This window comes from Streptomyces sp. NPDC087310 (genome assembly GCF_044744405.1).
Taxonomy (GTDB): Bacteria; Actinomycetota; Actinomycetes; order Streptomycetales; family Streptomycetaceae; genus Streptomyces.
This window is the reverse complement of record NZ_JBIUYF010000002.1, coordinates 841,050-854,211: the sequence shown is the minus strand read 5'-3', so window position 1 is coordinate 854,211 and position 13,162 is coordinate 841,050. Positions and strand designations below refer to the sequence as shown.

Annotated in this window: 11 protein-coding genes and 1 riboswitch; of the genes, 4 read left to right on the top strand and 7 right to left on the bottom strand. The window is 72.3% G+C overall.

The window, feature by feature from the left end:
• Nucleotides 1-7: 7 nt before the first annotated feature.
• A complete protein-coding gene (locus ACIO3P_RS09445) occupies nucleotides 8-2,455 on the bottom strand; it encodes a SpoIIE family protein phosphatase (RefSeq protein WP_401848277.1) in 2,448 nt (815 codons plus the stop codon).
• A 308-nt stretch (nucleotides 2,456-2,763) separates the two neighbouring features.
• On the opposite strand from ACIO3P_RS09445, the gene ACIO3P_RS09440 reads away from it, so the two are divergent.
• From ACIO3P_RS09440 to ACIO3P_RS09430, 3 genes are all read left to right on the top strand, one after another.
• On the top strand, nucleotides 2,764-4,101 hold the full coding sequence (locus ACIO3P_RS09440; protein WP_401848279.1) for a gluconate:H+ symporter: 1,338 nt from the start codon (nucleotides 2,764-2,766) through the stop codon (nucleotides 4,099-4,101).
• 155 nt (nucleotides 4,102-4,256) lie between these two features.
• A complete protein-coding gene (locus ACIO3P_RS09435) occupies nucleotides 4,257-5,585 on the top strand; it encodes an enolase C-terminal domain-like protein (protein WP_329823701.1) in 1,329 nt (442 codons plus the stop codon).
• A 476-nt stretch (nucleotides 5,586-6,061) separates the two neighbouring features.
• Nucleotides 6,062-6,225, top strand: a riboswitch (cyclic di-AMP (ydaO/yuaA leader).
• 4 nt (nucleotides 6,226-6,229) lie between these two features.
• Nucleotides 6,230-6,952 carry a transglycosylase SLT domain-containing protein gene (locus tag ACIO3P_RS09430; protein WP_401785198.1) on the top strand — a complete coding sequence of 241 codons (723 nt, stop codon included), beginning with the start codon at nucleotides 6,230-6,232 and terminating at the stop codon, nucleotides 6,950-6,952.
• 104 nt (nucleotides 6,953-7,056) lie between these two features.
• Here the strand turns inward: ACIO3P_RS09430 and ACIO3P_RS09425 are convergent, their stop codons facing one another.
• The 3 genes from ACIO3P_RS09425 to ACIO3P_RS09415 all read right to left on the bottom strand — a co-directional run bounded on the left by ACIO3P_RS09425 (nucleotide 7,057) and on the right by ACIO3P_RS09415 (nucleotide 10,050).
• Entirely contained in the window at nucleotides 7,057-8,460 is a 1,404-nt protein-coding gene (locus ACIO3P_RS09425) for an amino acid permease (RefSeq protein WP_401848282.1), read from the bottom strand.
• Nucleotides 8,461-8,623: 163 nt separating this feature from the next.
• Nucleotides 8,624-9,490 carry a hypothetical protein gene (locus ACIO3P_RS09420; protein ID WP_329823698.1) on the bottom strand — a complete coding sequence of 289 codons (867 nt, stop codon included), beginning with the start codon at nucleotides 9,488-9,490 and terminating at the stop codon, nucleotides 8,624-8,626.
• Nucleotides 9,487-10,050: an RNA polymerase sigma factor gene (locus ACIO3P_RS09415; RefSeq protein WP_329823697.1), complete on the bottom strand. Its 564-nt coding sequence runs from the start codon at nucleotides 10,048-10,050 to the stop codon at nucleotides 9,487-9,489. Before ACIO3P_RS09415 ends, ACIO3P_RS09420 begins: the two co-directional genes overlap by 4 nt.
• 221 nt (nucleotides 10,051-10,271) lie before the next feature.
• On the opposite strand from ACIO3P_RS09415, the gene ACIO3P_RS09410 reads away from it, so the two are divergent.
• Complete coding sequence (locus ACIO3P_RS09410; RefSeq protein ID WP_329823696.1) at nucleotides 10,272-10,616, top strand: hypothetical protein; 345 nt, start codon at nucleotides 10,272-10,274, stop codon at nucleotides 10,614-10,616.
• A 138-nt stretch (nucleotides 10,617-10,754) separates the two neighbouring features.
• Here the strand turns inward: ACIO3P_RS09410 and ACIO3P_RS09405 are convergent, their stop codons facing one another.
• The 3 genes from ACIO3P_RS09405 to ACIO3P_RS09395 all read right to left on the bottom strand — a co-directional run bounded on the left by ACIO3P_RS09405 (nucleotide 10,755) and on the right by ACIO3P_RS09395 (nucleotide 13,141).
• Nucleotides 10,755-11,165 (bottom strand): hypothetical protein, encoded by a 411-nt coding sequence (locus ACIO3P_RS09405; RefSeq protein WP_329823695.1) that lies wholly within the window; start codon nucleotides 11,163-11,165, stop codon nucleotides 10,755-10,757.
• A 126-nt stretch (nucleotides 11,166-11,291) separates the two neighbouring features.
• A complete protein-coding gene (locus ACIO3P_RS09400; RefSeq protein WP_329823694.1) occupies nucleotides 11,292-12,434 on the bottom strand; it encodes a hypothetical protein in 1,143 nt (380 codons plus the stop codon).
• Between the two features lie 179 nt (nucleotides 12,435-12,613).
• On the bottom strand, nucleotides 12,614-13,141 hold the full coding sequence (locus ACIO3P_RS09395; protein WP_329823693.1) for a nitroreductase family deazaflavin-dependent oxidoreductase: 528 nt from the start codon (nucleotides 13,139-13,141) through the stop codon (nucleotides 12,614-12,616).
• Between the last annotated feature and the right edge of the window lie 21 nt (nucleotides 13,142-13,162).

The window sequence follows — 13,162 nt, the reverse complement described above, 5'->3', positions numbered from 1 at the left end:
CCGGCGGTCAGTCACCGGACAGGCTCTGCTCGGCCCAGATCGTCTTGCCCGTGTACGTCTGGCGGGTGCCCCAGCCCTGGGTGAGCTGGGCGACCAGGAGCAGACCGCGGCCACCCTCGTCGAAGGTGCGGGCCCGGCGCAGGTGGGGCGTGGTGCTGCTGCCGTCGGACACCTCGATGACGAGGTTGCTGTCGCGGATCAGCCGGAGCTCGATGGGGGCGGCGCCGTACCGGATCGCGTTGGTGACCAGTTCGCTGACCACCAGTTCGGTCACGAACGCCGCCTCGTCCAACCCCCAGGCGGTCAGTTGCAGGCAGGCGTTCTTACGGGTCTCCGCGACGGCGGCGGCGTCGCACGGCACCTCCCAGGTGGCGACATGGGCCGCGTCCAGGGCGCGGGTACGGGCCATCAGCAGGGCCACGTCGTCGGCCGGGCGGTCCGGGAGGAGCGCGCCGAGCACCGCGTCGCACGTGTCCTCCAGGGAAGCGGCGGGACGGGCCAGCACCTCGCGCAGCGTGCCGAGGCTCTCGTCGACGTCGCGGTCACGCGCTTCGACGAGACCGTCGGTGTACAGCACGAGGACGCTGCCCTCGGGCAGTTCCAGCTCGGCGGCCTCGAAGGGCAGGCCGCCGAGGCCCAGCGGCGGACCCGCGGGGATGTCGAGGAACTCCACGGCGCCCTCCGGGGTCACCAGCGCGGGTTCCGGATGGCCGGCGCGGGCCAGGGAGCAGCGCCGGGAGACCGGGTCGTAGACGGCGTACAGGCAGGTGGCGCCGGTGTCGCCGGAGACGCTGTCCTCGTCGTCGGCCTCGGCGGACAGGTGGATGACGAGGTCGTCCAGATGGGTGAGCAGTTCGTCGGGCGGGAGGTCGACGTCGGCCAGGGTGCGCACGGCGGTGCGCAGCCGTCCCATGGCGGCCGACGCCTGGACGCCGTGGCCGACCACGTCGCCGACGACGAGGGCGACCCGGGCGCCGGAGAGGGGGATCACGTCGAACCAGTCGCCGCCGACGCCGACCTGGGTGCTGGCGGGCAGGTAGCGGGACGCGACCTCGACGGCGGCCTGCCGGGGCGGCCGTTCCGGCAGGAGGCTGCTCTGCAGGGTGAGGGAGGTACGGCGCTCGCGGCTGTAGCGGCGGGCGTTGTCGATGCACACCGCGGCCCTGGCGGTGATCTCCTCGCCCAGGAGCAGATCGTCCCGCGCGAAGGGCTCAGGGCGCCGGTGGCGGGAGAAGATGGCCACGCCGAGGGTGATGCCGCGGGCGCGCATCGGCACGGCCAGGACCGAGTGGATGCCGTACCGCCGCACCCGCTCCGCCCTCTCGGGGGCCTCGTGCTCCCATACGGTCATCCCCCGGGCGGTCACCTTCCGGATCAGCGGCCGGCCCGTGGCCAGGCACTCGGCCGCCGGCGAGGCGTCCGGGTAGACGGCCACCACTCCGCGCGGGACCACCGCCTCGGGGCACCCCTCCAGTACGGACCGGGCGGCGACCCGGCGCAGCTTGACGGGGCTGCTCGGCACCCCTGCGCGCGGGTCCTCGCCGCCCTCGATGGAGGGGAGCAGGTCGACGGTGACGAAGTCGGCGAGCTGCGGGACGGCCACCTCGGCCAGCTCCTCCGCGGTACGCACGAGGTCCAGGGTGGAGCCGATCCGGACGCTGGCGTCGTTGAGCAGCACCAGCCGCTCCCTGGCCAGGTGTTCCTCGGTCGTGTCGCGCGCGGAGAGGAGCACGCCCCGCACCGTTCCTCCGGCGTCCCGCACCGGGACGAGGGAGAGCGCCCAGACGCTCTCCCGCTCGTGGCCCGCCAGCCGCAGGGCCGCCTGCCCCTGCTGCCGCGCGCCCGTCTCCAGCACCCGGCGCATGAGCTGTTCCGTACGGTCGCCCTGCGGGTCCGCCACGATCTCCGAGACGCGCAGGCCCCGCATCGCCTCCTCGGGCAGTCCGAGCACGCGTTCCATGTCCTTGTTCGCCAGCCGCAGCCGCAGGCTGGTGTCGTAGAGCGCCATCGTGGCCGGGGACTGGGCGAACGCCCACATCACCAGTGCCTCGTCGTCCCGGGGTGACGACGGCGGGCCGGGCAGGGCGGAGACCAGGAGCCATCCGCCGTCCCCGCTCCCGTTCCCGCCGCCCCCGCCGTCCGGTGGGCGCCGGTGGGCCAGCAGGTTCACCGGGAGGCTGCGGCCGTCCCGGTGGAGCAGCGTCACCCTCCCGTGCCACCGCGGCAGCGTCTCCAGGGCACGCACCGTCGGGGCGTGCGGTTCCCCGGCGAGCAGTGCGGCGGCGGGCCGGCCGACGACCTCGGAGGACCGGTACCCGAGGAGCCGGCGCGCCCCCTCGCTCCACCCCGTGACGATGCCGCGCGGATCCACCGTGGCCCTGGCCGTGGCGGCCCCCGCGGCGGGATCCTCCGGCCGCGGGGGCCGGTCGTCGCCGGTGGTTCCCGATCGCGTCATCGTGCCCAGCCCGCCCTCACCTCGGTCTTTCCACCATGGGCCGTGGCCGGGTCACCGGCAACCGAGAGCGGAGTCCGGCGGCGCGAGCGCCCCGGGGGATCCCGCCGCCGGATCCATCACCGCAGACCCATTGACCCCGTGGGGCTCACCTATCTAGCCTCCGTTCTTGTACGTGGACGATGTCTCTGTATGGAGACGAGCGCTGATCACGCTCCGCCGCGGGACGCGCCTCGCCCGCGTACACGCCCTTTGCTCCACCGCACGGTTCATCCGCTTGTCCGGTGCACAGTTCAAAGGGGAACCGACCCATGCCACTCGTCGTCGTCGGGATCAGCGTGCTGGTCCTGCTCTTCCTCATGACACGGCTCAAGCTGAACGGTTTCGCCGCACTCCTGCTCGTCGCCGTCGGTGTCGCCCTCGTCCAGGGCATTCCCCTGACGAAGATCCCGGACATCCTCTCCGAGGGCATCGGCGGGCAGATCGGCGACACGATGCTCACCATCGGGCTCGGCGCCATGGTCGGCCGGGTGATGGGGGACTCCGGCGCCGCCCAGCGCATCGCCACCCGGCTCCTCGCCGTCTGCGGCACGCGCGGGGTGCAGGTGGCCATGGTGGCGACGGCCATGCTCATCGGCGTCACGATGTTCTACGAGGTCGCCTTCGTCATCATCGTGCCCGTCGTCTTCACCCTCGTACGGGTCACCCGGTCGAACCTGCTGTGGGTCGGGCTGCCGATGTCCATCGCCCTGTCCACCATGCACAGCTTCCTGCCGCCGCACCCGGGACCGACCGCGGTGGCCTCGGCCTTCCACGCCTCCGTCGGACTGACCCTGTTCTACGGCCTGTTCATCGCCGTCCCCATCGGCGCCCTCATCGCTCTGGTGTGGCCGCGGCTCGCGTTCATCCGGGCCATGAACCCCTCCGTACCCAAGGGCCTGGTGAGCGAACGGGTCTTCGAGGACGAGGAGATGCCGGGCACGGCCTGGTCGCTGGCGGTCGCCCTGCTGCCCGTCGTGCTCATCGCGGGCGCCGCCGTCACCGACATGGCCACCTCGGCGGACACCCCGGTCACCCACTTCGTCGCCTTCATCGGATCCGCGCCGATCGCCCTGCTGCTGACGCTGGTTGTCGCGATCTGGGCGTTCGGGCCGCGGATCGGCCGGGACCTCGCGGAGGTCAGCGCCTCGTGCCGGGGAGCGGCGCAGGCGATGGCGATGATCCTGCTGGTGATCGGGGCCGGCGGTGCCTTCAAGCAGGTCCTCGTCGACGGCGGGATCTCGGACTACATCAAGGACGTCACCGACGGCTGGTCCGTCTCACCGGTCGTCCTCGCCTGGCTCGTCGCCGTGATCCTCCGGGTGGCCCTGGGGTCGGCGACGGTCGCCGTCGTCACGGCGTCCGGCGTGGTGCTGCCGCTGCTCGCGGACAGCGGGGTCCCGCCCGAGATCATGGTGCTGGCCGTCTCCTGCGGCTCGGTCGCCTTCTCGCACGTCAACGACCCGGGCTTCTGGATGTTCAAGGAGTACTTCAACCTGTCGGTCGTCGAGGCGATCAAGACACGTACCACCTATACGACCGTGCTCTCCGTCCTCGGCCTGGGCGGTGTACTCCTCATGGAACGCGCCCTGGACGTCCTCAATCTGTGAACTCCCCACCGTCCCCGGGCCGTACGGCCTTCTCCGGGGCGTACGGCCTTCTCCGGGCGTACGGCCCCACCGGCACCCCCGGTCACCCCACCGGCACACCCCCGGTCACCCTCCTCGGTCACCTCCCGGTCACCGATCCTGGAAGGACTCCTCCCATGAGCCAGCCCGTCGTCACCGGCTTCTCCGTGTATCCGGTGGCAGGCCGTGACTCCATGGCGCTCAACCTCTCCGGCGCGCACGCCCCGTACTTCACCCGCAACGTCCTGGTCGTCCAGGACTCGCAGGGCCGGACCGGCGTGGGTGAAGTGCCGGGCGGTGAGCGCATCACCCGGACGCTGCGCGAGGCGGAGCCCCTGGTCGTCGGCGCGCGGGTGGGCGACCACAAGCGGGTGCTGCGCGCCCTCGGGGAGCGGTTCGGCGGCCGGGACGAGGCGGGGCGCGGCGAGCAGACCTTCGACCTGCGCACCACGGTGCACGCCGTGACGGCGGTGGAGTCGGCGCTGCTCGACCTGCTGGGGCAGCATCTGGAGGTGCCGGTGGCGGCCCTGCTCGGGGACGGCAAGCAGCGTGACTCGGTACGTTTCCTCGGGTACCTCTTCTACGTCGGCGACCCCGGCAGGACGGATCTGGAGTACGTCAGGGAACCCGGCGCGGACGTGGAGTGGTACCGCCTGCGCCGTGAGGAGGCGCTGACCCCGGAGTCGATCGTCCGGCAGGCCGAGGCGACCTACGCACGGTACGGCTTCCGGGACTTCAAGCTCAAGGGCGGTGTCCTGCCCGGCGCGGAGGAGGTCAAGGCCGTACGGGCGCTGAAGGAACGCTTCCCCGAGGCGCGGATCACCCTCGACCCCAACGGGGCCTGGTCGCTGCGGGAAGCCGTCGAACTCTGCCGGCCCCTGGTCGGCACGCTCGCGTACGCCGAGGATCCGTGCGGGGCCGAGGACGGCTTCTCCGGCCGGGAGATCCTGGCGGAGTTCCGCCGGGCCACCGGTCTGCCCACCGCGACCAACATGGTCGCGACGGACTGGCGTCAGCTCATCCACGCGATGGCGTTGCAGTCGGTCTCCATCCCGCTCGCGGACCCGCACTTCTGGACCATGCGGGGGTCGGTGCGGGTGGCCGAGCTCTGCCGTGCGGCGGGCCTGACATGGGGCTGCCACTCCAACAACCACTTCGACATCTCGCTGGCGATGATGGCCCAGTGCGGGGCCGCCGCCCCGGGGGAGTACAACGCCCTGGACACCCACTGGATCTGGCAGGAGGGCATGGAGCGGCTGACCGTGGAGCCCCCGCGGATCACCGCCGGCGAGATCGCCGTCGACGACACCCCGGGTCTCGGCGTCGAGGTCGACATGGACCGGCTGCTCGCGGCCCATGAGCTGTATCGGGAGAAGAAACTCTCCGGGCGGGACGACGCCGCAGCGATGCGCTTTCTGGTGAAGGACTGGGAGTTCGACGGCAAGCGCCCCTGCCTGGTGCGGTGACCCGGCCCGCCGGAAGGGACGCGTGAATCGACATGCCGTCAGAAGAATGAACGGCACGGAGAATTCGGTGGCGCCCCCGGTCAATTCCCGCGGACTGTCCGCAGTTGTCGGGGCGTCGGGTGGAGGCGTGCCGGATCCCGCAACCCGACGGCAGCCCGACGGCAACTCGGCGCGACCCAATGATGGGTCTTTGTCGGAATTGACCGTTAGGCGGATATAGGCATGATTAATGTGCCTTGACACCTCTAACGCCTTTTGCCTGTCCGATAATTCCGTTACGTTCGTGACCTGCGTCATACCCCCGGCGACGGGCGGGCGGGGCGAGGTGGGCGCTTTCTCTCACAGGGGAGGAAAGTTGAGTTCCCGGAACCTCTCCGGAAAGGCGATTGCGCCGCCTTTGCGGAACTTGTGCGGCCCTGATTTCTCGCTTACGTTCACGTCCATCCGGATGGACCGCCAAATCCTGCCGCCGTCCGGAATCCCACACACCTATCCGTCAGAAGGCAGGAGCGGGGGACCCAGGTAAGTCGCCGGTCCGGAATTCCGGACCGGCTCGGGGTGAAGCCGTACGCACCGTCGTACGGCCGGGCATCTCCAGCCCGAACCCGACAGCTCACCTCGCAGGCGACGGAGAGGAATTCGTCGTGCCCAGAAACGCCAAGCACCGCCGTTCCAGAGCTGGCTCCATCGCCCGTCGCCTCGTCGCGGTGGGCACCGGGGGCGCCGCCCTCGCGATCCCGCTGGTGTCCGCGGCCACCGCCCAGGCGGCGGAGGCCCCCGCCGCCCCGGCGAAGGCCACCACCTACGTCGTGGTCTCCGGCGACTCCCTGTCCAAGATCGCGCACGCGCACTCGGTCAGCGGCGGCTGGAAGAAGCTGTACGAGGACAACCGGAGCGCCGTCGGCGCCGACCCGTCGCACGTACGCCCCGGCCTGAAGCTGACCCTCAAGGGGACGGCCCCGGCCACCGCCGAGAAGACGGCCACCAAGGCGAGCACGAAGTCCGGTACGAACGGCTCCGTCACCCAGGCCGCCGCGAAGACGTACAGCGACAACCTGGACGGCTGGATCCGCGAGTCGCTCGACGTCATGGCCCAGCACGGGATCCCCGGCACGTACGAGGGCATCCACCGCAACATCATCCGTGAGTCCGGGGGCGACCCGAACGCCATCAACAACTGGGACATCAACGCCCAGAACGGCGTTCCGTCCAAGGGCCTGCTCCAGGTCATCGCCCCGACGTTCCAGGCGTACCACGTGCCCGGTACGTCGACGGACAGCTACGACCCGGTCGCCAACATCACGGCCGCGTGCAACTACGCCGCCGACCGGTACGGCTCGATCGACAACGTGAACGGTCCCTACTAGACCGGACCGGCGTCGCCCTCGCGCGCCCCGCACACCGGCCCCGGCCCCGCCGTCCTACGACGGCGGGGCCGGGGCCGGTTCCCGTACCCCACGCGGCACCCGTGTCACACGCGTCGCGCGCGCAGCTCCCGTACCCCCGCCACCGCGAGCACGAGCGCCGTCGCGCCCAGGGACCACAGGAGCTGCGGGCGGGCCGCGTCATCGGTGAGCATCAGGACGAACACCGTCGCGATCGCGGCGAGCGTCGCCCAGGTCAGGCCAGGGAAGAGCCACATCCTCAGGACCAGGCGCTCCGGTGCCTCCCGCTCGATGCGCGGGCGCAGCAGGAGCTGCGACACGGCGATCATCGCCCAGACGAAGAGCAGCACCGCGCCGACCGCGTTGAGCATGTACAGGAAGACCGTGTCGGGCCACTTCAGATTGAGCAGTACGGAGACGAACCCGAACGCCACCGACGCCAGCACCGCCCGCCGCGGCACACCCGCGCCGCCCACCTTCAGCAGGGCCTTCGGCGCCTCGCCCCGTTCGGCCAGCGAGAAGACCATCCGGGACGAGCCGTAGAGGTTGGCGTTGAGCGCCGAGAGCAGTGCCACGAAGACCACGATGTTCATGATCTGTCCGGCCGACGGGATACCGATCGCGTCGAGGACGGTGACGTACGGGCTGAGCCCCGCCTTCTGCGCCGTCCAGGGCAGCACGGTCACGATGACCGCCATCGAGCCGACGTAGAAGAACAGGATCCGGAAGACCGCGCTGCGCACCGCGCGGGCCACCGAGCGCACCGGGTCGTCGGACTCGGCCGCCGCGATCGTGACGACCTCCAGACCGCCGAAGGCGAAGATCACGGCGAGCACCCCGGAGGTGACGCCCTGCCATCCGTTCGGGAGGAAGCCGCCCTGTCCGGTGAGGTTGGCGAGACCGGCCGGGCCGGTGTCGGGCAGGACGCCGAAGATCGCGAGCAGCCCCAGAACCAGGAACGCGACGATCGCGAAGACCTTCAGGGCCGCGAAGTAGAACTCGAACTCGCCGAAGTTCTTCACGGCCGCGAGGTTCGCGCCGGTGAAGACCACCATGAAGACCAGGACCCAGGCCCACTGCGGTACGGAGGGCAGCCAGCCGTTCGCGATCTGCGCCGCGCCCGTCGCCTCCACGGCGAGCACGACGACCAGCAGGAACCAGTACAGCCAGCCGACGCTGAACCCCGCCCACCGGCCGAGCGCGCGCTCGGCGTGCACGGAGAACGAGCCCGACGCGGGCATCGCGGTCGACATCTCGCCCAGCATCCGCATCACGCACATCGCGAGCACGCCCGCGATCAGATACGAGACGACGATCCCGGGACCGGCCAGCGCGATCCCGGCGCCGGAGCCGACGAAGAGCCCGGCGCCGATGACACCGCCGAGCCCGAGCATGGTGAGGTGGCGCTGCTTGAGCCCGCCGGCCAGTGGTTCGCCGGACGGGGACGCGGCCCGCGTGGCCGGGGGAGGAGGGGGGAGTCGGTCGTGCATGGGGTGGGTTCAGACTGCTTTCCGGGCTGGTGGGGACGGAGACGGTGCGGCCCTGGCAGTCTCTCCGGACGGCCCCCGTCCAGGCAAAACGATTCCGGAGGCCGGACTCCGGAGGCCGGACGCCTGCCGCCTGGCGACCGCCTCGTACCCGCGGAGGTCCCGCTCAGTCCAGCCACGCCTCGTACGACATCACGGAGCCCGCCGGGACCCGGTGGCGGGCGAGGTCCCGGGTGTACGTGATCTCGATGCCGAGCACCCGGCCGTCGCGCGGTTCCAGGATCACCATGCGCCGCAGGGGCTCCCCCCGGTCCGCGGGGGAGTCGTACACATACGCCAGGCCCGTTCTGCCCAGCCGGTCGGTGACCGTTCCCGCGGGGCGCAGGCCGGGCTCGGCGGCCAGGACGCCGACGAGCGCGGCGGTCTCCCGGGGGCCGGGGGTCCACGCCTTGAGGTAGGCGGAGACGGCGCCCAGCAGCGCCGGAAGGCCCGGAGGGTCCGGCAGGCCCGCGCCGCGCAGCAGATAGGCGCGCAGCCCGGTCACGGTGTGCGGCGGGCTCCCGGGGTACGACGTGTCCGGCGCGTTCCCCGCGAGCCGCGTGGTCCGCTCCTCGGCCACGGTGACCGGGGCGGCGCGGCCGTCGTCCCGCGGCCCCATGCTCCAGGTCCGGACGTCCGTTCCCGGGAGGGGCGCGGCCGTACGGTCCGCCGCCGCCCGGCGGGCCCGCTCGGCCAGCTCGGCCAGCGGGACGGCGGGCGCGCCGGTGTCCACCGTCAGCGGGGAGGGCCCGGCCACCGCGCCCTTCGTGGCCGCCCCGCCGAACAGCACGGCCAGCACGGCCAGCACCACGATCGTCGCGGTCGCCGCCGTCGCGAGACCCCACGCGGTACGCCGCCGGCACCGCGCCCGGCCCTCGCGCAGCAGCCGGTTCAGCCGCCGCTCCGCCTCGGCGGACAGCGGGCGGTCCCGCCAGGGCCCCTCGTCGGCGGGCGCCGGGTCGGCGGCCCGCAGCAGGTCGATCTCGTCGGTCATGGGCGCTGCCTCTCCGCGGCGTCGGGAACGGTGGTGGTCGCGGCGGGAACGGCCCGGTGCACGGGCAGCGCGTCGATGCGCTCGCGCAGCCGCCGGCGCGCCCGGTGGACGCGCATCGTCGCCGCGTGGGTGCTGCAGCCGACGACTATCGCGATGTCGCGCGCCTCCAGCCCCTCCCAGGCGGTGAGCCGCAGAACCTCCTGGTCCGCCTCCGGAAGCTGGGCCAGCGCCTCGTGCACCCAGTCGCCCGGTGTTCCGGCGGCCGGGCTGTCCACGACGTGCGCGCGGTGCGCCACCGTGTGGTGGCCGATCCGCTGGAGGAGCCGCCGGTGACGGCCCGCGCCGCGCACGGCGTTGGCCAGGCAGTACCGGGCCACTCCGTACAGCCAGGGCAGTGGTTCGGCCGGCAGTTCGTGGCGGCGTCGCCAGGCCACCACGAAGGCGTCGGCGACGATCTCCTCCACGTCGGCTCTCTGGCCGCCCAGTCGCCGGGCAACGAAGCGGCTGACCGCCCAGTAGTGCGCGCGATAGGCAGCGGCGAAAGGCTCTTCGTCGCTCATGTCCGTCCTGTGTCCGGGCGGCCCCACGTCCTCACCGACCCCTCATGGGTGTGACCCAGGTCTCATCTCGCCCGTTCCGGTGAGGGGCGGCCGGGCACCGGACATGACCAGGACATGAACAGCTCCGTAGGACGCCAACAGCCGGGCAATGCGGTCATGCGGTGGTTAACCACCACGGGTCGCGGGACGAGCGGCACGACAGGTCCGAACGCGGTGGCAGGGTGACGGCGAAGGACGCGGCCGAACCCTCGCCGCCCGAGGAGACCGCGACGGGCCTCCGGCAGATCGAGGGGTACCTCCTGCTGACCGCCGCGCACACCAAGGGCGAGGAGCGGGCCCGCAGGATCGCCGACCGGCTGGAGTGGATGACGGCGGATCAGCGCCGGATCTTCGAACAGCTCTATCTCCAGGACCACATGGAGATCACCCAGGAGTCGCTGTGCCGCGTCACCCACCGCTCCGCCGAACTGCGCGCGGAGTACGAGCGGCGCTACACCCGTCTGCGGCGGCGGCTGGTCGCCGGTCATCTGGTGGCGCTGGCGGTCTGTCTGTTCGTGCTGTTCTGACGGTCCGCCGGTCGCCAGCCCCGGCCGCCCCGGTCTGAGGGTCCGCCGCTCACCCGCCCCGGCCGCCCCCCCCGATCAGGCATCTGGCATCAGCCGTCAGCCATCGGCCGTCAGGCGGAGCGGCCGGGCCGGTGAGTCCTACGCGTCGAGCGGCGGCCGGTGGCCCGGGGAGTCGGCGATGCTGCCGCCGGTCCTGGTGACCGTGGGGTCGAACTCGGTGATGGTGAGCTGGAATCCGACCGGACGGCGGGCGGCGAGCGGCTCCAGATGCTTCTCCGCCGCCGCGAACAGCTCGTCCGCTATCCGGCCCCTGACCTCCTCGGGGCGGCCGGGTGCGATCGTCAGTCTGATCTGCACATGGCCGTTGTCCGGCCCGGCGTCCGGACGGTCGCCGACCCGGGCGGCGGTCGCCGGCATGGCGAGGGTACGGGTGCCCCGGCGGGGGAAGACGCCCAGGCCGAGGGCGGTCTCGTGCAGGACGTCGAGGAGGGTGTCGACGTCCAGCTCCTCGGCCAGGTTCGGGGTGTACTCGACGATGATGTGCGGCACCTTCGGATCTCGCTTTCGTATCCGTACGGGAGACGCCGGCGCCCCGGCGATACCGTGAGTCTGCACGCCTCGCGTACGGACCCGCGTACCGCCGGGGCGAACCGGGCCACCGGAATTCCGCGCCGCTCAGGCGAACTTGTCGCTCACCGACTCGTAGACCGCCTTCGCCCCGGCGCCGAGGTGCGGCCCCGCCAGCCAGGTCTGCTCGCTCGGACCGATCGACGTGTTGCTCACCAGCGCGGGCAGCCCCTTCGCGTCCTCGATGAACCAGCCGCCGCCGGAGGAGCCCCCGGTCATGGTGCAGCCGATCCGGTACAGCGAGGGCTGGTCGTCCCTGACGGAGAGCCTGCCGGGGCGGCCCCGGCAGGTGAACATCCGCTCGCCGTCGAAGGGCGGCGACGCCGGATACCCCCAGACGCCCATCCCCGCGATCTTCGTCGCCGACGGCGCGTCGAACATGACGCGGGACGCGCCGCCGACCGTCTCCTCCAGCGACGTGAAATCGCTCCCCGCCGGCTTCTTCACATGGAGCACGGCGAAGTCGAACGGCGAACCCTTGCCGCCCGACGGGGTCCCCTCGGAGATCCACTGCGGCGAGGTCTGCGCCCAGTCCGCCCACCAGATCCCGAACGGCGCGAGCTGACTCTTGCGCACCCCCGACAGGGCCGCGCCCTCCAGCCCCTCGTCGTTGTAGGACGGGACGAAGACGATGTTGCGGAACCAGCCGCCCTCCGCCCCCGCGTGCACACAGTGCCCGGCCGTCCACACCAGGTTCGAGGCGCCGGGGTTCGCCGGGTCCGTCACCACCGTCGCGGAGCAGACCGAGGGCCCCTCGGGGGTGTCGAAGAAGAGCTTGCCGACCATCGGGGCGTTGTCGCGGTACGAGACGGGCGCCGGCTCGGCGGCGACGGGCTCCGGCTCCGGGTCGGAGACGCCCGCGTCCTCGAACTCCCCGTCCACGGGTTGGTCCGTACTGGTGCCCTGGAGCATCCGGCCCGGAAGCCACAGCCCCTCGATGACCGGGTTGAAGAACGCGGCGGCCTCCCGGGCCCAGTCCGCGGCGTCCCAGTCGCGCCAGCCGCCCTCGCGCCACCCGTCCGGCGCGTCGGAGCCGACGGCCCCGGCGGGCCCGGTGTCCCCCGCGGACCCGGTGCCTCCGGCGGACCCGGAACCCGTGCTGCCGGCGGGCGCGGAGCAGGCGGTGGCGCAGATCGCCAGTAAGGCGAGCAGGCAGGCCATGAGCATCGCCGGGCGGTGCCTGGAGCGCATGGATCGTTCCTCCGGTCCCTCAAGTGCGTCGAACGGTGTACGCACGGGGCCCGGGTTGGTACGGAGTCCGGCGACAACCTGTCTTGAGGAGGTAGTACGTGGTGGAGCCCGCCCCGGTTCAAGACACCGCCGCGCGGCGGCCGGAGCCCCTTCGCGAACACGCCCCGGGCGGCCGGAGGTTACGGCGCGGGGGAGGACGCGGGGCGCGGGAACGACGGCCGGGACTCCTCCAGCCGTACGAAGGCGATCCGTTCGCCGGCCGCCCGGTACCCCTCGTCGCCGTCGGCCTCCGGGGCCGGGTCCAGCGACGCGCGGAGCGTTCTCGCCGCGCGGGGACGGACCCGCGCGTACCGCTCCATGATCCGGCCGGACTCCTCCGGAGGGACGAAGTGGGCCGTGACGGCGTGGTAGCGGCGGCCGGTCTGGATGGTGACCTGGGGGGTGTGCCGCAGGTTCCGGTACCACTGCGCCGACGCGGCGGATCCGGCGGCGACGGTCCAGCTCCGGGGCGCCGTGTCCTGCTCGACGACCTCGATCACGTCCTGCCGCGACAGCCCCGAGACCCGCCCGGTGTGGATGAGCAGCAGCGTCCGCCGGCCGAACAGCGGTCCGAGGCCCGCGCGGTAGAGGAGGATCGGCAGCCGGGTCAGCTTTCTTCGCCATCCGGTGGGGGGACTCGCGCGCGGCGGCGGGGACGGCTGGTTCACAGCCCTGCACCTCCTGGCACC

Coding starts and splice junctions, on each gene's coding strand:
- ACIO3P_RS09445 (WP_401848277.1), bottom strand. CDS start 2,455: ATGACGCGATCGGGAACCACCGGCGACGACCGGCCCCCGCGGCCGGAG.
- ACIO3P_RS09440 (WP_401848279.1), top strand. CDS start 2,764: ATGCCACTCGTCGTCGTCGGGATCAGCGTGCTGGTCCTGCTCTTCCTC.
- ACIO3P_RS09435 (WP_329823701.1), top strand. CDS start 4,257: ATGAGCCAGCCCGTCGTCACCGGCTTCTCCGTGTATCCGGTGGCAGGC.
- ACIO3P_RS09425 (WP_401848282.1), bottom strand. CDS start 8,460: ATGCACGACCGACTCCCCCCTCCTCCCCCGGCCACGCGGGCCGCGTCC.
- ACIO3P_RS09420 (WP_329823698.1), bottom strand. CDS start 9,490: ATGACCGACGAGATCGACCTGCTGCGGGCCGCCGACCCGGCGCCCGCC.
- ACIO3P_RS09415 (WP_329823697.1), bottom strand. CDS start 10,050: ATGAGCGACGAAGAGCCTTTCGCCGCTGCCTATCGCGCGCACTACTGG.
- ACIO3P_RS09400 (WP_329823694.1), bottom strand. CDS start 12,434: ATGCGCTCCAGGCACCGCCCGGCGATGCTCATGGCCTGCCTGCTCGCC.